This window comes from Methylophaga thalassica MP (assembly GCF_000214595.1).
Taxonomy (GTDB): domain Bacteria; phylum Pseudomonadota; class Gammaproteobacteria; order Nitrosococcales; family Methylophagaceae; genus Methylophaga; species Methylophaga thalassica.
Genome location: NZ_AFIG01000003.1, coordinates 616945 through 634804 on the forward strand (window position 1 = coordinate 616945; position 17860 = coordinate 634804).

Annotated in this window: 17 protein-coding genes, 1 tRNA gene and 1 riboswitch; of the genes, 4 read left to right on the top strand and 14 right to left on the bottom strand. The window is 42.2% G+C overall.

Going from position 1 to position 17860, the window contains the following annotated elements:
- Positions 1-130 precede the first annotated feature (130 nt).
- The 11 genes from MAMP_RS14550 to MAMP_RS14595 form a co-directional block, all read right to left on the bottom strand.
- Positions 131-769, bottom strand: a complete 639-nt coding sequence (locus MAMP_RS14550) for a response regulator (RefSeq protein ID WP_007146856.1) — start codon at positions 767-769, stop codon at positions 131-133.
- Positions 756-2108 carry a sensor histidine kinase gene (locus MAMP_RS14555; protein ID WP_007146857.1) on the bottom strand — a complete coding sequence of 451 codons (1353 nt, stop codon included), beginning with the start codon at positions 2106-2108 and terminating at the stop codon, positions 756-758. Before MAMP_RS14555 ends, MAMP_RS14550 begins: the two co-directional genes overlap by 14 nt.
- Positions 2109-2375: 267 nt before the next feature.
- Positions 2376-4154 carry a methanol/ethanol family PQQ-dependent dehydrogenase gene (locus MAMP_RS14560; RefSeq protein WP_007146858.1) on the bottom strand — a complete coding sequence of 593 codons (1779 nt, stop codon included), beginning with the start codon at positions 4152-4154 and terminating at the stop codon, positions 2376-2378.
- Between the two features lie 184 nt (positions 4155-4338).
- The gene (locus MAMP_RS14565) at positions 4339-4983 is read right to left on the bottom strand and encodes a response regulator (RefSeq protein ID WP_007146860.1); all 645 of its coding nucleotides are present in this window, start codon (positions 4981-4983) and stop codon (positions 4339-4341) included.
- Positions 4980-6323, bottom strand: coding sequence for a sensor histidine kinase (locus MAMP_RS14570; protein WP_007146861.1), 1344 nt, complete (start codon positions 6321-6323; stop codon positions 4980-4982). Before MAMP_RS14570 ends, MAMP_RS14565 begins: the two co-directional genes overlap by 4 nt.
- A 144-nt stretch (positions 6324-6467) precedes the next feature.
- Positions 6468-6539: a pyrroloquinoline quinone precursor peptide PqqA gene (gene pqqA / locus MAMP_RS15995; protein WP_081443609.1), complete on the bottom strand. Its 72-nt coding sequence runs from the start codon at positions 6537-6539 to the stop codon at positions 6468-6470.
- A 138-nt stretch (positions 6540-6677) separates the two neighbouring features.
- Positions 6678-7322: a response regulator gene (locus MAMP_RS14575; RefSeq protein WP_007146862.1), complete on the bottom strand. Its 645-nt coding sequence runs from the start codon at positions 7320-7322 to the stop codon at positions 6678-6680.
- Positions 7319-9037 (bottom strand): PAS domain-containing protein, encoded by a 1719-nt coding sequence (locus MAMP_RS14580; RefSeq protein WP_007146863.1) that lies wholly within the window; start codon positions 9035-9037, stop codon positions 7319-7321. The genes MAMP_RS14575 and MAMP_RS14580 overlap by 4 nt, the downstream gene beginning before the upstream one ends.
- Positions 9034-9351, bottom strand: coding sequence for a thiosulfate oxidation carrier complex protein SoxZ (gene soxZ / locus MAMP_RS14585; RefSeq protein WP_007146864.1), 318 nt, complete (start codon positions 9349-9351; stop codon positions 9034-9036). Before soxZ ends, MAMP_RS14580 begins: the two co-directional genes overlap by 4 nt.
- Positions 9351-9839: a thiosulfate oxidation carrier protein SoxY gene (locus MAMP_RS14590; RefSeq protein WP_007146865.1), complete on the bottom strand. Its 489-nt coding sequence runs from the start codon at positions 9837-9839 to the stop codon at positions 9351-9353. The genes soxZ and MAMP_RS14590 overlap by 1 nt, the downstream gene beginning before the upstream one ends.
- Positions 9840-9842: 3 nt before the next feature.
- Entirely contained in the window at positions 9843-11285 is a 1443-nt protein-coding gene (locus MAMP_RS14595; protein WP_007146866.1) for a M48 family metalloprotease, read from the bottom strand.
- A gap of 101 nt (positions 11286-11386) precedes the next feature.
- Between MAMP_RS14595 and MAMP_RS14600 the strand changes: the two genes are divergently transcribed.
- Together MAMP_RS14600 and MAMP_RS14605 are read left to right on the top strand one after the other, a co-directional pair.
- Complete coding sequence (locus MAMP_RS14600) at positions 11387-11617, top strand: sulfurtransferase TusA family protein (protein ID WP_007146867.1); 231 nt, start codon at positions 11387-11389, stop codon at positions 11615-11617.
- A 234-nt stretch (positions 11618-11851) separates the two neighbouring features.
- Entirely contained in the window at positions 11852-13222 is a 1371-nt protein-coding gene (locus MAMP_RS14605) for an acetamidase/formamidase family protein (protein WP_007146869.1), read from the top strand.
- A gap of 318 nt (positions 13223-13540) precedes the next feature.
- Here the strand turns inward: MAMP_RS14605 and MAMP_RS14610 are convergent.
- Both MAMP_RS14610 and MAMP_RS16165 read right to left on the bottom strand, forming a co-directional pair.
- Positions 13541-13617 (bottom strand) — tRNA-Arg (locus tag MAMP_RS14610).
- Between the two features lie 193 nt (positions 13618-13810).
- Positions 13811-14305, bottom strand: a complete 495-nt coding sequence (locus tag MAMP_RS16165) for a hypothetical protein (protein ID WP_007146870.1) — start codon at positions 14303-14305, stop codon at positions 13811-13813.
- A 13-nt stretch (positions 14306-14318) separates the two neighbouring features.
- A riboswitch (cyclic di-GMP riboswitch) is annotated at positions 14319-14401 on the bottom strand.
- A 464-nt stretch (positions 14402-14865) separates the two neighbouring features.
- Here MAMP_RS16165 and MAMP_RS16580 point away from each other — a divergent pair.
- Positions 14866-16182, top strand: a complete 1317-nt coding sequence (locus MAMP_RS16580) for a methyl-accepting chemotaxis protein (RefSeq protein ID WP_007146871.1) — start codon at positions 14866-14868, stop codon at positions 16180-16182.
- Positions 16183-16258: 76 nt separating this feature from the next.
- Here the strand turns inward: MAMP_RS16580 and MAMP_RS14625 are convergent, their stop codons facing one another.
- Entirely contained in the window at positions 16259-16813 is a 555-nt protein-coding gene (locus MAMP_RS14625) for a TMEM165/GDT1 family protein (RefSeq protein WP_007146872.1), read from the bottom strand.
- 334 nt (positions 16814-17147) lie between these two features.
- Here MAMP_RS14625 and alkB point away from each other — a divergent pair, with 334 nt between their 5' ends.
- Positions 17148-17780 (top strand): DNA oxidative demethylase AlkB, encoded by a 633-nt coding sequence (gene alkB, locus MAMP_RS14630; RefSeq protein ID WP_007146873.1) that lies wholly within the window; start codon positions 17148-17150, stop codon positions 17778-17780.
- Positions 17781-17860 lie beyond the last annotated feature (80 nt).

Genomic DNA, 17860 nt, shown 5'->3' on the forward strand with positions numbered 1-17860 from the left:
CTCTATTCGGCTTTTACCTTCTTTTCATTAGGGAATAATCACCCATAGTTCGGGATATATTCCCAAGCATGGCGGAAAGGCTTCCCACACAATATTAATAAGATTCCTGAAAATAATTGAAAATCTAGTATTAACTGCTGACTACACCGTACTTTATGGCTAAGCGAACCATTTCTGCCGATGAATTAAAACCCAATTTATGTTTTAACATGGTCTGGTAATTAGCAATAGTTTTCGCTTCCAGACTTAACTGGGAGGCAACCTGTGAAATGGTCAGTCCTTCAGCCAACAGCCTGAATATTTCAAACTCACGAGTACTCAATCTTTGGGTAGGGTCATCCGAGCCAGACACACTTTGCATAGCAATTTTCTGTGCCATTTCAGCACTTAAAAAGTTTTTGCCATTCATTACCTGATGAATAGCCGTCACCAGGTCTTGACTATCACCTGATTTGATAACGTAACCTTTTGCTCCAGCACTCATTGCTTGCATCGCTAATGTCACATTTTCATGCATTGAAAAGACAATAATACGAGCATTTCGAAACTTACCACAGATCCTTCTTACTGCTTCCAAACCGCCAATACCCGGCATCGACATATCAGTGATCAGGATGTCGGGTAATAATTCTGTGTATGCCTGATAGGCTTTTTCCCCGCTTGGAATTTCTTTCACAACCTGAAACTCATCGTAACTGTTCAGCATACTCGCTAGACCTGATCGTACAATCTCATGATCATCAGCCAATAGAATCTTAATTTTTGCCATCGATCTCTCCGATACCACACGGTAGCTTCACTTTAATTTTCATGCCTTGTCCTGGCTGACTTTCAATATGAATGTGACCTGATACTGTCTCTACCCGTTCTCGCATACCTAATAATCCATAGCCTTTTTTTATCAAGTTTAAATCGCATCCCTGACCGTTATCCATCACGTCGATAATAATGTCATTGTCTTTTCTGTAAAGCAGAATTTTAGCTTCAACATTGTTACCAGCGTGACGACTGATGTTAGTTAAACCTTCCTGAATGATACGGTAACAGCTTAATTGCATATGCTCATCAAGTAACCTCAAATTACAATTTATGGTCAATTCAAGTTGATGCTGCGGATGGTTATAAATCCAGTCATTAACCAACTCATGTAAACAATGTGCCAAACCAAATTCAGATAAATTAGGGGGGCGTAATTGTTTAAGATTCGATCTCAGAATATCTGACATTCTCTCGCTACGTTGCCTTAGATTAGCGATGGTATTTTCTTTTGTATTGGGATCATCTGAGTGATAAAACTTGTCCAACTCAATACGCATTGTGGTTAAAAGTTGACCAAGCTCATCGTGTAGCTCTGCCGCAATACGCTTTCGTTCGATTTCTTGTAATTCAACGGCTTTTCTCTTTTGTATGTGAAAAACCTTTTTTAAACTCTCACTTGACTCAATAATACGAAAAATAAGGCGTTTGATATTGGATAAGGATAGATAACGTAGACGTCCAGTTTTCTCTTCCTTCTGCCTTGGAAAGTTAAGTTGACCGTCAATACGCTCTAAAATGAGTGAGAACAGAAACACGACCAGGCAGCTTGATAATATGAATGTAAATAAAATGGGAATTAATAACTCGGCAATACCTATCCCAACATATTTCAGCTCATGATATATATCACTGCGAATAATGACTTCACCGACATGCCTGGAGTGAATCACTACCGGCTCAACAATATAAACAGATTTAAGATGAAAGATATCTAAAATGACTTTCATCACTTTTGTCATCACCCCATCAGTATCAGATTGATATTGATGATTACTTTCAATCATAGAACCATCTTGAGAGATGAACTCAATATTCAAACGATCTAAATTACGCCATTGTTGTAGTTCAAATATAGGAATCTGATTTTTATCTGTCTCGGCGATATTAAAATCGTCAATCTGCTCACGAATCATAGATGAAACCAAGGTGGCTTCCTGAGTAGTTTCACGATGGTTAATCAAGTAGATTTGTACTAGGGCTAAGACTTCTAAGAAAATTAGAAAGCAAATTAATCCAGCGATAAATAACGCTACTTTCTGTGCAACTGAGCCGGTCAATATTTTATTCATCAATACCCTTATCGTGAGGCTTAAAAATACCTGTAGTCCCTAACGAAATAAGTTTGGTATTTAGGTTTTCATACCCAAGCACACCTTGCTACATCAACATCCTTAGATATAAACAATGCAGTCGAAGCCGACTATTATAGCTTTTTTAACCACAGACACACCTAGAATCCCATTTTGATTTAGAGATATAAAAAAAGGCCCGACATCAAAAGATACCGGGCCTTTTATTCAGACTAAGATTACAGAGTAATCTATATCATCTGGGTCTTACAGGCTGAATACGCTCAGAACACCACCCAGGTTAGTCCAGCTAGACAATGCTTTATAAGCACCGACTGCGCCTAGACCATCTGAGCTGTTTTCTAAGTCAGGAATCGCCATACCGATACCAGCCCAACCACCGACACCTGACAGCACAGAAACGTACTGTTTACCGTCATGTGTGTAAGTATTGACGTTACCGATTACACCTGATGCTGTTTTGAAGCGCCATAGTTCACGACCTGTTTGTGCATCAACGGCTTTCAGATAACCTTCCAATGTACCGTAGAACACGACATCAGTCGCTGTTGCTAAGGCACCAGACCAGACTGAGAAACGTTCTGGGTTTGACCATACGATCTTACCTTCACGGGCATCCCAAGCGATGAAGTTACCCATGTGAGTACCACCTGGTGCAGGGAACATATTCAGCGTTGCACCCACATAAGGTTGACCCGCTACGTATTCCACTTCAAATGGTTCATAGTCCATGCATACATGGTTGGTTGGCACATAGTACAGACCTGTACGAGGCGAGAATGCCGCTGGCTGTTGGTCTTTAGAACCTAAAGCCGCAGGACAAATACCCGTAGTATTAACGTCTTCGCCATTGGCTGCTGTTGAGTATTTTGCAGCACGCTCAGGCAGACCTGTTTTCATATTAATACCAGTTGCCCAGTTAACTGCTGGATCATATTTTTCAGCCACTAACAGTTCACCCGTGACGCGGTCCATGGTGTAACCAAAACCGTTACGGTCAAAGTGGACAGCGGTTTTACGCATTTTGCCTTTCACTTTTTGATCAGCAAGAATGACTTCGTTGATACCGTCATAATCCCACTCATCATGTGGCGTCATTTGGTAAACCCATTTCGCCATACCGGTGTCTAAGTCACGACCCCATAGAGACATTGACCATTTGTTATCACCAGGACGTTGAACCGGGTTCCAGGTAGATGGATTACCTGAACCATAGTAGAACATGTTCAGATCGGGGTCATAAGAAATCCAGCCCCAAGTGGTACCACCACCAATTTTCCATTGGTCACCTTGCCAGGTTTTCAAAGATGAATCTTTGCCAACTGGTTTCAGCATAGACATGGTTTTGCTTGGATCAACTAACATTTCTTTGTCAGGACCTGTGCTGTATGCCGTGTACTGTTCTTTACCATCCAGGCTATAGGCTTTGATATAACCACGTACACCAAACTCACCGCCTGAGATACCGACTAAGACTTTGTCTTTAACAACAAATGCAGCGCCTGTGCTGGTTTCACCTTTTTTAGGATCACCACGTTTATCAGACCAAACCACTTTGCCGTCTTCAGCATTTAATGCAACAAGTGTTGTATCGGCTTGGTTCAAGAAAATTTTGCCATCGCCATAGCTTAAACCACGGTTAACCGTGTCACAGCACATAACAGGCACTGTTTCATCGTAGTTTTGTTTGGGTTCATATTTCCATTTCATCGCACCATCGTTGTTTAAGTCCAACGCATAAACGATGTTTGGGAAAGGAGTATGGACATACATAGTGTCACCGATAACCAAAGAGTTACCTTCGTGACCACGTAAAACACCGGTTGAGAAAGACCATGCCATGTTTAAATCTTTGACATTGTCTTTGTTGATTTGAGTTAATTCAGAGTAACGTTGGTTGTTGTAGTTACCTGCTGGCATTACCCAGTTATTCGGATTTTTTTGCATTTCAAGCAATTCATCGGCAGCAGCCAAGCCTGGCACTGCCAATGTCATCATTGCTAATGACAAAGTTTTCAGCTTCATTTTTAATCCCTAGTGTTTGATTACAGAACATGTCGAGAGGAATAACAACGACATGGTTCCCACACTTTATGCTCGTTATGCCCAAGAATCATTACCAAAGATTCCCGATTTTAGCGGGAACAAATCGACACAACTTAAGGAAGTAAAACCTAAACTGATGAAATAATTGTCATTTAATCAAAAATCACTGCTCCGTAATTACACCATATTTCATGGCCAATCTGACCAATTCAACCGGAGAATGAATATCTAGCTTCTGTTTGAGACTTGTTTGGTAATTAGCTACTGTTTTTTGACCGATATTTAATCGTCCCGCAATTTCTTCTACTAACTTTCCTTCCGCCAATAAACGGAAAACTTCAAATTCCCGTGAAGTTAATCTTTGCGTCGGGTTATCATCGCCAGTCAAACTTTGCAAAGCGACTTTTTGTGCCATATCTGCACTCAAAAAGCTTTTGCCTGACGCGACTTCTTTTACTGCCTTAACAAGATCCTCAGCATTACCCGATTTTGCTACGTAACCCATGGCGCCAGCGGTCAGCGACTGAATTGCATAGGTCGCATTTTCATGCATAGAGAACATAATGACTCGTGCATCAGGCCAACGATGAAGAATCCTGCGTAATGCCTCAAGCCCCCCCATACCAGGCATCGACATATCCATCACTAAAACATCCGGACGATTCTCCGGATAAGTTTGATAGGCCTGTTCTCCACTCTCCGCTTCAGCAATCACTTTTATGTCTGAATTTTGTTCGAGTAATCGACATAAACCTGATCTGACTACGGCATGGTCATCAGTCAGCATGACTTTAATTAACTGGCTCACGCATTATCTCCTTGTTTGGGAACCGTCACATCAATCGTGACGCCTTGATTTAAATTAGATGTAATATCAAAAGTGCCGCCCACACTGTCTAAGCGTTCTTTCATTCCTGCGAGACCAAAACGCTGTGTGTGCTGTGATGGTTCAAAGCCTTTGCCGTTATCACTCACGGTCAAATGAATGGCACGCTTTTCCTCTTTTAAAATGATCCATGCCTGCTTGGCTTTTGAGTGGCGGCTGATATTGGTTAGGCATTCCTGTATGACGCGATATAGTGTTAATTGGGCATTTTCTTCCAGTGACGAGAACTCACCATCAAATTGATATTCCACTTCAATATTCGGATGTCTTTCACGCCAGCTATCCACTAACTCCTGCATTGCTGCAATAAAACCTAGTTCATCGAGTCCGCCCGGACGCAAGCGCTGCAGCATGGTTCGCAGAATATCCATCATCAAGCCCACCACTTCATCAATCGCCGAAGCACTTTTTTTAGCAGCCTCAAGATCGTTGGTAGACTTAATCACCGAAGCATCAACATGAATTGCCGTCAGATGCTGACCAATTTCATCATGCAGTTCATGAGCAAGACTTTTTCGCTCAGCTTCCTGCAAACGAATAATCTGTTGTGTCAGGCGATGATTATTACGAATACTGCTTTGTAAGGTTGAAGCCATCATGTTGAATTTATGGCTGATACTGGCCATTTCGGGTAATTCAAAAATAGGCAATCTGCTATCCAGATTCCCAGTTTCGATATCAGTCAGCGCAGAAATAATCTGATCGATGGGTTTTAAGGCGCGGGCCACTACCAGATAAACCAGAATATTCACAAAGACAAAAAATAATGAAATCATGGTCAATAGTGTTTTCGTCTCATCCCAGGCCTCGGCTATTTCATTATCAGGCTTAGGTTTTATGACTAACTCACCAATTTTTTGCGAATTCACATAAACCGGCAGTCGCTCAGGTTTTAAATCATCAAGGGCAGAATACATTTCGCGACCAAACCAGTCAGGATATGGCTTATGGTCGTTACTGGTTTCATCTTCATTACTTTCGATAAGCTGATTATGCATGCCATAAAATTCGATTCTTAAATGCCTGACTCCCGTGAGTTTATTCAGCATAAAAGGTGACTCAGGCTGCTCTTTAAGCACTTTGTCTTTGAATTTAAAATGACTTAACTCGGCATTTAGCATGTGTAAGGCGAAGTCCATGGTAGAGGCGACTTCAGCCCTAACATCTTCACGAGCACTATGGATCGCTTTTACTGCGCCAATCACTAAGATAATTAACAAGACAGCTGTGACGATAAGATTGAGTCTATATCTGAGATTCATGCACTAGGACTATGTGAAATAAATAAGCATTCTAGTATTGCAGTGATGTCTTGGAGATAGGAGAAATTCCCTTTTACAAAAATGACAGACAAAAAAAAGCCCCGATTAACGGGGCTTTTTGACTTTCTTTGAAAGAAAGGCGTTTTAGCGGTTGCAAATATACATTGTTACTTCAAAGCCGAAACGCATGTCTGAGTATTCTGGTTTAGTCCACATAGTCAATTCCTCTTAATTGATTCAGTCATTATTGGCTGAATTCCATAGTTCACAGTCTACGGATTTGTGTAAACAATTCAGAGAGGTTTTTACTGGTCATGACTCAGGATTTTTCTGAATAAACTAAGCAGGATTATCTCACGCATCAAGCAAACCACTACGAATTGCCAAACGCGCTAACTCTGCAGAGTTTGAGACATTCAATTTTTGCTTGATATTGGTATGATGAGTGCCCACTGTTTTTGGACTTAAATTCAAGATATCCGCAATTTCGTTTACCGTTTTACCTTCCGCCAGCAAACGGAAGACTTCAAACTCTCGCTGACTCAAAACATCAATCGGATTCTCTGAACCAGTCAGTTTTTGCATGGCTAACTGCTGAGCGATTTCAGGCGCAATACAGGTTTTACCCTGAGCGACCATTTCTACTGCTCGTAGCATTTCTTCAGGCGCACTGCGTTTGGGAATGAAACCTAACGCCCCTGCCTGCATTGCCCTTGTCGTAAAGACACTATCTTCATGCACACTGAGGACAAGAATTTTTGCAGAGGGGTCTCTGGCAGTGATCCTTTCTATGGCGCCTACACCACCGATGCCAGGCATAGATATGTCCATAACAACAATATCAGGATGATGTTTACTGAAATCCTGAACAGCCTGCTCACCACTACCTGCCTCTGCAATCACCGTAAATTTGTCACCATCTTCCAAAAGTCGACGAAATCCTGCTCGCACCAGTTCGTGATCATCAACCAGCAATATTGTTTTTTTATCCAGACTCATAATAATCTGTCCGCTCTTAGAGGAATAACCACGCTGACTTTAACGCCATTGCCTGGCTCACTGGTAAGTTCAAACTCACCCCCGAGGCTGTGAGCACGCTCGCGCATACCCAACAATCCAAAGTCGACGTCAGAATGTAGGTCTTTAACAACCATACCTTTACCGTTGTCTTTAATCTCGATAGAAAGATTATCTATATCACTATTACTGGCTTTCTGTGTTTTTACAATAACATTGATCTGACTTGCCTCCGCATGTCTGACTGCATTGGTTATTGCTTCCTGCACCACACGGAATACCGTCATATTCATCATTTCATTCAGATTATCTAAACGACCTGACACCCGAATATCAAACTGGATATCAGGCTCACGTGCCTGCCAGCTGGTAATCGCTTGCTCAAGTGTCGGCACCAATCCTAAATCATCCAAAGGACTCGGGCGTAAACGCGTGATCATATTATGAACTACATCGTATATATGACTCGTCGTATCAATAATAGCCTGGGCACTGTTGAACACTCGCGGTTCGCTCTGCTCCGTACGATTGCGGATTAATACCGCATCGGTTTTTATCGCTGTCAGGCACTGACCCAACTCATCATGAAGCTCTCTGGCTAAATGACGCCGTTCCGCTTCTTGTACTTCATCCATATGCTGAGTCAGTAAACGCGTCTCCCTGAGTTGCGTTCTAGCGGCCTCAGCCTGTTTTAGCTCGGTGATATCACGCAGTGTACAAATCAGACCAATGACCTGCTGCTCTTTATCAAATAACGGCACCGTTGACATGAGTAAGGCCACTTTTTCGCCATCTGGTCGTAACAGCGTAGTCTCCATGTTTTCTGTGATTTCACAGTTTTCTAAAATGGAAGCTATTTTCTGATGAGACTGTTCAAAGCCCAGGTTAGCAAGTGCTTCACCTTTTAACACCAAGGTTTGTTTGGCAAATAAACGTTCGGCTGTAGAGTTACAAAATGTGATATTACCAGCATGATCCAGTGACAAAATGGCATCGCCGGACTGCCGAACTAACATGGCTAAACGTTGATTTTCTGCCATACTCAGTTCCAGCGCCTGACCCATTCTATTGAAGGTATGACTGATTTGATTCATTTCAGTCAGGCTGAAATCCGGCAGGCGTAAGTGCAAATCGCCTTTCTCAAACGCAGACAAAACTTGCAATAGTCTCTGCAAAGGCCTTAAAAACCAGTCAACACCCCAGTAAAGGAAAATACTGACAAATACAAAAGCCACCATACCTAAGGCCAGGATGCTCCGTATATCCATCCAACGGTCACTGATTTCTTGCATTGGCGCAGCATAAATCACCATATGGCCGGTGCCAAACCGTTTAGAGAGAGGTGTCACTTCGGGAAACAGCACTTTGACAAACCACTCAGGAGGCTCGACTTTGAGTGTTTCATCCGGCTCTCCTTCGAAAAGAAGCCCCTGCGAATCGAACATCAAAATATGTAAACTTCTTATCTGACTCAGCGCTTTGACCATTTCATGGATTTGCTGGTTGATACCATAATCCCGGTTAAGCGGTTTATCGGCTAAGGTCAGAGTAATAAGACGAGCTGCGGCAGCCATCGTATCTTCAACTTCAATCTGAACAGATTTTCGTGCGTTAGTAATCAGAACACCGGTACTGGCGAGTAATGCCACCAGTAAGAGCACGGTAAAAAACAGATTAACTTTTAACTTAAGACTCATCGTAACTCAGTTTCTGTTACGCCCTTAGCGCCCAGATTATCGACCCAGCGAATCATAATCTTATCGCCAACGGCTCCTCCCGCCAATTGAAAAGAGAAATAAGGATTACGAGCCGTTGCCGTGCCACATTTTATCGCCATCACCTCGTTACCATTTCGCCAGCAACGAATATCCTGAATAAATTGGGCTGGAATCAACTCACCGTTTTCATCCTTACCTCTACCGGTATGCATCGGATGGGCGAGTAATACTCTAACGGTCGTATCGCCTTCTTTTAGTTTGGCACGAATCCGGTCTCGGGCAGTTATGGCCATCAGGCACATCCTCCAATATCAACTGAGATGTCACGTGAGGTTTGATAAAGCTTGCCATCGGCACGAATGACAGCAATGATTTTTGAATCTTCCGCCACTTTTATCATGCTTTTGAATGGCAGTTTTACACCTTCTGTGAGTTCGATACTCATTGCTAATGGATTGGGATTTTTATCCACGAGAATAGCAATCCGTTCTATATTCTCCAAACTGGATATCACCTCAAATGGCACAGAGGCGCCATTAACGGCGTAGCTAGGTGGTGAGCCCACTTTAAAACTCACTTTATCTTCTGGAATATCTTGTGCCTGTCCTAATAAGGCAAGCAGCGCATCCTCAACCGTATCCGCCGTAAAGGCATCAGAGGGCCAATGTGCCAGTACGCGTTTTGGAGCCAGCAAGCCAGTACTGGCCACCAATGCCAATGTAGATGCTGAAATAGCACTTTTCAAAAACTGTCTGCGTCGCTTGTCGGCATTCTCCGTCATTATTTAATTTTCCATCTCACTCATCGCATTCTCAACTTCCCGCAATCTTGAAGCAATTTTGGAAAGTTGATATTCATCATGACCAGCCGCCTCTGCAGCCAGGTGCAATTGATCTGCAGCGGCCTTCAGTAAGCCTGACTGATAGTAATACTCAGCAAGCCATGCATGCGACTCGCTTTTTTGCCCCATATCACCTTTCGCCTGGGCCATTAGCTTATATATCTGCCGTCCTGTCTCACCCAGCTCAATCTGGGTCTGTAATAGCTTAGCCGCTTTATCGGGTCTGCCTGTTGTTAACAAGGCATGCACCTCATTCAGCGTCAATGCACGATCGTCAGGATATAGACGCTGATTGTCTTCATAAATCGCCAGGGCTGCATCGACACGACCTATTGATAATTCAATATCTGCCAACGCCAATTGATAGGCCAAACGATCAGGCTCTTTCTCAATCAATGGCATCAAACGCTGACGCGCTAGGGTGTATTGTGCACTCTTCATTAATGCCAGCACATAACCATAATTCAGCGGATCTTTATTTTCTGGTTTATCTTCCGTTAATTGCTGTTGATAATACTTAATCAAATCCTGACTATCCTGCGCCGTCATCACACGAAGCTTTTCTCTGACTAAGTAAAACTGCTCATGATCTGAAAGCCTTGGTTTTACCTTATATTGAGATGCACGACCTCTAGCATCGGCTATACGTGATGTGGTGACTGGGTGAGTTCGTAAAAACTCTGGAATCGCATCGCCACCATAAAAGCGACTCGCTTGCTGGAGCTTTTCAAAAAAACTGGGCATCGCATCAGGATTAAACCCTGATTTAACTAATGTCTGCATCCCTATATTGTCAGCTTCTGCCTCATTCGCCCTGGTATAGTCAATCTGACTCTGAATACTCCCTGCCTGCACTGCCATGATCGCCGCCGAACCGGCTTTAGGATCAGCGGCACCCAACAGTGCTGCAGCAATCATGGCAGCTGTTCGGGGAATCGTCATCCGTTTTGAATTTTCAAAGCTTCTCAATATATGGCGTTGCGTGATATGCGCAATCTCATGCGACATTACCGAAGCCAGCTCATCTTCATTTGCTGCGGTCAGAATCAAGCCTGAATTGACACCTACATACCCACCTGGCGTAGCAAACGCATTTACAGTAGCGTCAGGAACAACAAAAAAAGTGTAGTTCAAATTAGGTTCATTACTATTAGAAGCCAATCGGTAACCTAAGGACTGAATATAACTATTCACCTCAGGATCTTCTACCAAGTCAGTGCTTTGTTGTAAGCGCCAGAAAAACGCCTGACCAATCTCCTGCTCTTCTCGAGGAGAAATCAATTCACCTGCGCTATCCCCCATTTCAGGTAAGGCAATATCCAGCGCCCAGCCACTACTAAGATGACTGAAAAAAACTAAACTTACGATTTGAAATATTGTTCTCATAAGCCAAATAGACCCGCCAGTAAGGTACACGGTTCCAGTGAGACACTGAATATAAATCCGTTTATCATTGCATCATTCTAAGAAAAAATGGGATAAGTAGTATGTCAGAATTTCAAAAAGAAATTGATACCTCCGGCCTCAATTGCCCTCTTCCTGTGTTAAAAGCCCGGAAAGCACTCGCCGATATGTCACCTGGACAACGGCTTTTATTGATTGCCACCGACAAAGGTGCAAATAAAGATATTCCTACTTTTTGTAAAATGACAGGCAATACATTAATAGAAATGTCTGAAGTCGACGATAAATATCATTTTGTTGTTGAGAAAGCCTAATTTGACATCGTACTGAATGGTGGCGATTCATCACACTACGCGCCAATATTGATCACTTGCTCAGTTATGATCCGAAACAGCACATCGCCAAATACTGCTGAATAAGCGCTGAACAGAATTTACTCTATAAAAAACAGTAACTAATATCTGTTTTAATGCCAGAGTAAAAGGTGGCACCTTATCTGCTTGTTTTTAAAATGTTTTTTCATTTTAAATAATATGGAGCAGTTATTAATGAACAACATCAGTCCACTCAAACACACAGGATTCATTGCCAGTTCTATCTTTTTCACGATATTAAGCAGCCCGGCATTTGCGGAAATAAGCTGTGATTCAGAATCAACAGAAGCGAAACATCATTACATTCCGGCTAATAATAAAACGGTCCACTGGGGCTACTTTAGTAAAAATAAAGCACCACAGGCAGTTGTTCAATCTGGTGATTTTGTGACTCTGGAAACATTGACACATCATGCTAATGACGACGCAGAAAGAATGGTAAAGGGCGATCCCGGTGCTGAGAGCGTTTTTAAATGGGAAAAAAATGATAAAGGTGTGGATCGACGCGGTGCTGGCCCCATGGATGCGTCAATCTATGGTCGTGGTGCCGGTGAAGGTTTCGGAGTTCATGTTTTAACTGGTCCGGTCTATGTCTGTGGTGCAGAGCCAGGTGACGTTCTTGAAGTACGCATTCTGGATATGTACCCACGTCCCTCTGGAAACCCTAAGTATGCTGGCAAAACATATGGGGTCAATGCTGCAGCATGGTGGGGATATCACTACAACGATATGATCGAAGATCCAAAACCGCGTGAAGTCATTACTATTTTTGAGCTTGACGCAACAGGTGAGAAAGACTGGGCAAAAGCTATCTACAACTATCGATGGGTACCACAGACAGACCCAAATGGGGTTGTCCATGAAAAAATTGACTACCCTGGTGTTCCCGTTGATCACAGCACCATCACAAAAAACACAAAAGTCCTTGAGAATATTCGCGTTCCTGTCAGATTACATTTTGGAACAATGGGGGTAGCTCCGGTCGAAACTGATTATGTCGACTCTATTCCTCCAGGCTATTTTGGCGGCAACATTGATGACTGGCGTATTGGTAAAGGTGGCACCATGTACTATCCGGTTGCGGTTGAAGGCGCCTTACTCAGTGCCGGCGATCCGCATGCAGCACAAGGTGACTCAGAACTTGCTGGAACCGCTATCGAAACCTCAATGACAGGCGTCGTTCAAGTTATTCTTCACAAACAAAATGAGTTGCAAGATACGGTTTTGCAAGGCCTGGATTATCCTCTACTGGAAACAGACACCGAATGGGTTGTTCACGGCTTTAGTTATCCTAATTACCTTGAAGCACTTGGGGAAAAAGCACAGAGCGAGATTTACGCAAAATCCTCTATCGACAATGCCATGCGCGATGCTTTTAGAAAAATGCGCCACTTCCTGATGACGGCTAAGGGACTCACTGAAGATGAGGCCATTTCATTAATGTCAGTATCCGCTGACTTCGGTATTACACAAGTGGTAGATGGTAATTGGGGCGTTCATGGTGTCATTGAAAAACGCGTCTTTGCTGGCGATTCAATAAACTGATTAGCTTTAATATTTTTATCCATCAGAACACCAAAAAGGCTATCTACAGATAGCCTTTTTAATGGAACACTCCTGCTCGATGACCAGGAATAAAATTGTGATGAGGTATTTTGTTCTTCTATTTCGATTTACTAATGATGCCTGACATTAGCCAGACAGTTTTATCTGGTAAAAATGAGTCTGAAACCATAATGCTGAATCATCCATTATCACGTCAGTATCATTTTGTTAGTGTCCCAAAATTGTCCCAAATGGGCATTTTTAGGATCTGACGCTGAAACCAGATTAATGTAACTTATTGAAAAAATGAAGATTAATTGGCGTCCCCGGCAGGAGTCGAACCTGCGACCTTCCCCTTAGGAGGGGGACGCTCTATCCTGCTGAGCTACGGGGACATTGGGCAGGCATTATAACAGCGATAAGCCTGAAGCCTAAAACTCAATATTGTTTCTGAGTCATCATCACTAAAACGCGATACGCCACTGGTCAAATTAGTCTGGATTATGTGTTTTAACTCAACGTGATTTTAAACAGACAAAAAAGCCGTCACTCTATGACGGCTTTAAACGTTTGAAATACTGAAATTAATTAGACAGCTAGTTTTGCTTTACGGCGTAAGCCCATAAAACCCAGTAGTGCAGGTGCAAACAGCAAGACAGCTGGTGGTAAAGGAACCGCAGAAACTTCGAAAGAAGTAAAGCGAACTTCACCCAGGATGTTAGTATTTATCGATTGTCCTCTGTCATCCCAAGTTATGTAAGCTAAATCGTCTGCTCCAACCCAGCTTATGCCATTAGCCAACCAAGTTTGTGTGCTAATGACAATATCGCCAGTATCAAACAGGTCAGATAAAGTGAATGAGCTAGAAGCAGAGCTCCAGTTAAAAACGGAAAACTCTCCGAAAGACAATACGCCGTCGTTATTCAGATCTTCTCCCACAAAATTCCCAGAAAACGTAAATTCACCACCGTCATAAGTCGGCCATCCTGCATCAAAATTAGCTTTAACAACAGTCGCAGCAGAAGCTGTCAGAGATAACGTCAATAAACCCAGGCTTAATAGCATCCACACTATTTTTTTCATAAAAATCTCCATTTCATGCAGCCCAGCCCTGATGCCACTAATGCACAGCTGTAGGTTTTCCGTCCCTGACTCACATCAGGTTTGGCGATAATATGTTGAACAAAATTAATAAATTAAAGTTAACTTGCTATGGCGAGTAACAGATGAACACTTATATTCTGTTGTTAACAGGTTACTTAAATCGAATTAGAAAAAAAATCATCCTTAAGTATGATTTTTTTAAAAATTGACTTTAAATTCATAGTAAAAATTGAGTCAAAAAAATGTTCAGAGAGAATATTAACTCACGTCAACATATCTCTAATTGAGTTTAGATTCAGTAGAGCGAACAAATCCTCTACAAAAGATATGTTGAATCGCTAACACACTGTTTACCCTTAATTAAGCAGCAATTCTTTGGAACTCCAAAGTCACTATCGCCCATTCATAATCATTAACTTACCAGTAACGTGATAGACATCATGCTTTCGTATAAAAGCAGTTAACTTTCACTTTTCACTGCCGATATAAGATGCATACAATTAAATTGCACACTATTTGCGAAGAGGCGAAAAAAAGACATGTTTGGTAAAACAAAACAGTTAATCACCGAGAATGCGGTATTAAAAAACGAACTCACTCCCTTGCTGGAGATTTTCACCGCAATGCAGTCATCACTCGCCATTATTGAGTTCACACCTGAAGGTATCATCACCACAGTAAACGACAATTTTTCTCGGGTAACAGGTTATTCCTCTTCTGAACTGATAGGACAGCATCATCAACTGTTATGCGATAAATCCGAAGTTGAATCTTCCCGATATAAAGATTTTTGGAAGCATCTAAAGAACGGTGAGTATTTTTCAGGGGAAGTATTACGCAAGCATAAAAACGGCCATGATATATGGCTGGAAGCCAATTATTTCCCAATAAAAAATGGTGAAGGCCGTGTCGTTAAAATTTTTAAGATTGCTAACGATGTGACCGAACGTGTAGAACATTCTCGTAGTAATGATAGTTTGCTATCTGCAATCGATCGTTCAATGGCTATCATAGAGTTTGATATGGGAGGTCGTGTCACCAATGCCAATCAAAATTTTCTGAGCCTTATGGGATATAAGCTTGATGAAGTGAAAGGACAGCACCATAGAATTTTTTGTGACTCAGACTATGTAAAAAGTCCTGAATATGCCAAGTTCTGGGAACAATTGAATGAGGGACGTTTTATTGCAGACAATTTTAAACGGATAAATAAATATCAATCTGCTGTTTGGTTGGAAGCCACCTATAACCCTATATTCGATAGTAATGGCAAGCCCTATCGAGTCATTAAATTTGCCACTGACATTACTGAAAAAGTTCGCCGTTCCGAGGAAGAAAAAGCGGCCGCTAACACAGCCTATACAATATCACTGGAGACAGAAAAGTTATCCTCGACAGGTGAAGATATTATTTTTAAAACCATTGATAAACTTGAAGAATTGAAACAACAATTCAGTCATTCATCAACCGAGTTGGAACAGCTAGGTGTAGAAACCGCACAAATATCATTTATCGTTAAAACGATCAGCGATATCACTGAACAAACAAACTTACTCGCCTTAAATGCCGCAATAGAAGCTGCAAGAGCGGGTGATAGTGGGCGTGGTTTTGCTGTTGTGGCTGATGAAGTTCGCTCACTGGCTACACGGACCTCACAATCAACGGCCGAAATAGCGAGCATGATTAATAAAATCCAGTCTAAAAGTGATTCCGTCATAAAAAGTATGTCCGGAAGCATGTCGGGTGTCGAATCAGGCGTTGAGTTTGCTAATACCGCAGGGAATACCATCAGCCAAATCAGAAGCGGTGCAAAAAAAGTCGTGGAAGTGGTAGAAAATTTATCGAATCTTCACTAACACTATTAGTGATAAACCATCGAGCCGCACACAGGTGTGTGGCTCGATAATATTTATTGTGCCCTTGTCACAGGGTTTACCATGGAATAATGGTTAAACCAACAATAACAAATACTAGGGAAGCAGCCCATCTAGCCACATTCAAAGGGATCACTTTCAACATGGCTTCTCCTGCGTATACTACTGGAACATTGGCTAATAACATGCCAATTGTCGTGCCCAGTGTCACCATAAAAATATTTTGGTAGGTTGCAGCAAGCGCAATAGTAGCGACTTGCGTTTTATCACCAATCTCAGCAATGAAAAATAACACGGTGGTAACGACAAACGCCCCGTATCTAGCATATTTAATCGCATCATCATCTTCCTTGTCTGGTATCAATAACCAAGCGGCCATCGCAATAAAACTCAAGCCCAGTATCCACTGACCTGTTGGACCAAGAATAAATTGTCCAAGCCAGGTGCCCAGCCAGGCAGATGCAGCATGATTGAGGAGTGTAGCAACAAGGATTCCAGCCACGATGGCTGATTTATGGCTAAAACGTGCAGCTAGCATTAAAGATAAAAGCTGGGTTTTATCACCGATTTCCGCTAGCGAAACCGTGAGAACAGAAGTAAAGAAAGCATCCATTAAATAAACTCCGGCGGGATAACAATACCAAGACAAACAACGATCTCCCGCCAAGAGGAATCATTATTTGTCTTAGGTCTTGTCAATACCAGCAAGCTGGTACGAAACTGCCATGGACCTTGAGGGTCCAATTATGTTGACAGCTTCAAACACCGGTAGGTGAGTAGACTACTCCCCCAAGACGATGACAATATTCTAGCTGTTATCTAATTATTTGCCTATGGTTAATCTGCATTTTTTATTGGCGGCTTTTATCCAATGAGCGCATTATCCAATCGCAGGTAACAACACTCATCAACTTAATTAATCTGCTATAAACGTATACTGAAATACAATGTCTGACATGGTTATCAAACTTGCAGAGCAAAGCTACCTTCTTAAAGGAGTAGCAAAACAGATTGCAGAAAACTTGCTCACTGAAATAAATCAGATAAGCGCACTCTCCCCTTTTCGACAAATGTCGACTAAGCGCGGATATTATGTAGGAGCAAAAATGACCAATTGTGGTGACTTAGGCTGGGTAAGTGATAACAAGGGATACCGTTATACAGCTATTGACCCACTGACAAATATGCCGTGGCCATCCATGCCTGAGTTATTTGAATCGCTGGCAGAAGAAAATGCCTCATTGGTAGAGTTTCAACATTTCCAGCCTAATGCTTGTCTTATCAATCAGTACACTCCCGGTGTCGGTATGGGCTTGCACCAGGATAAGGACGAAAAAGACTTCACTCAGCCTATTGTTTCCGTCTCTCTCGGCGTACCGGCCATATTTCAATTTGGTAGTAATAAACGCAATGAAACACCTAATTACCATTTACTTGAGCATGGTGATATCGTCATCTGGGGAGGCGTTGACCGTTTACGCTTTCATGGTATAAAACCGATCAAACTCGCTCATCACCCTCTAACCGGTCAATTTAGATATAACCTGACATTTCGCAATACAGGGACGACTATCGACTAGACTAAAAAAAACGTTATACGCATAATGATTAGATTTAGAGTCTGAAAGCCAAGTTTAATTGAGGCATTTTGATACTTTTA

Bases quoted from the DNA above. Each gene is read 5' to 3' on its own strand.
- MAMP_RS14580 (WP_007146863.1), bottom strand. From the start codon at position 9,037: ATGAGTCTTAAGTTAAAAGTTAATCTGTTTTTTACCGTGCTCTTACTG.
- MAMP_RS14560 (WP_007146858.1), bottom strand. From the start codon at position 4,154: ATGAAGCTGAAAACTTTGTCATTAGCAATGATGACATTGGCAGTGCCA.
- MAMP_RS14595 (WP_007146866.1), bottom strand. From the start codon at position 11,285: ATGAGAACAATATTTCAAATCGTAAGTTTAGTTTTTTTCAGTCATCTT.
- MAMP_RS14625 (WP_007146872.1), bottom strand. From the start codon at position 16,813: ATGGATGCTTTCTTTACTTCTGTTCTCACGGTTTCGCTAGCGGAAATC.
- MAMP_RS14600 (WP_007146867.1), top strand. From the start codon at position 11,387: ATGTCAGAATTTCAAAAAGAAATTGATACCTCCGGCCTCAATTGCCCT.
- MAMP_RS14605 (WP_007146869.1), top strand. From the start codon at position 11,852: ATGAACAACATCAGTCCACTCAAACACACAGGATTCATTGCCAGTTCT.
- MAMP_RS14550 (WP_007146856.1), bottom strand. From the start codon at position 769: ATGGCAAAAATTAAGATTCTATTGGCTGATGATCATGAGATTGTACGA.
- soxZ (WP_007146864.1), bottom strand. From the start codon at position 9,351: ATGGCCATAACTGCCCGAGACCGGATTCGTGCCAAACTAAAAGAAGGC.
- alkB (WP_007146873.1), top strand. From the start codon at position 17,148: ATGTCTGACATGGTTATCAAACTTGCAGAGCAAAGCTACCTTCTTAAA.
- MAMP_RS16165 (WP_007146870.1), bottom strand. From the start codon at position 14,305: ATGAAAAAAATAGTGTGGATGCTATTAAGCCTGGGTTTATTGACGTTA.
- MAMP_RS16580 (WP_007146871.1), top strand. From the start codon at position 14,866: ATGTTTGGTAAAACAAAACAGTTAATCACCGAGAATGCGGTATTAAAA.
- MAMP_RS14590 (WP_007146865.1), bottom strand. From the start codon at position 9,839: ATGACGGAGAATGCCGACAAGCGACGCAGACAGTTTTTGAAAAGTGCT.
- MAMP_RS14575 (WP_007146862.1), bottom strand. From the start codon at position 7,322: ATGAGTCTGGATAAAAAAACAATATTGCTGGTTGATGATCACGAACTG.
- MAMP_RS14555 (WP_007146857.1), bottom strand. From the start codon at position 2,108: ATGAATAAAATATTGACCGGCTCAGTTGCACAGAAAGTAGCGTTATTT.
- MAMP_RS14570 (WP_007146861.1), bottom strand. From the start codon at position 6,323: ATGAATCTCAGATATAGACTCAATCTTATCGTCACAGCTGTCTTGTTA.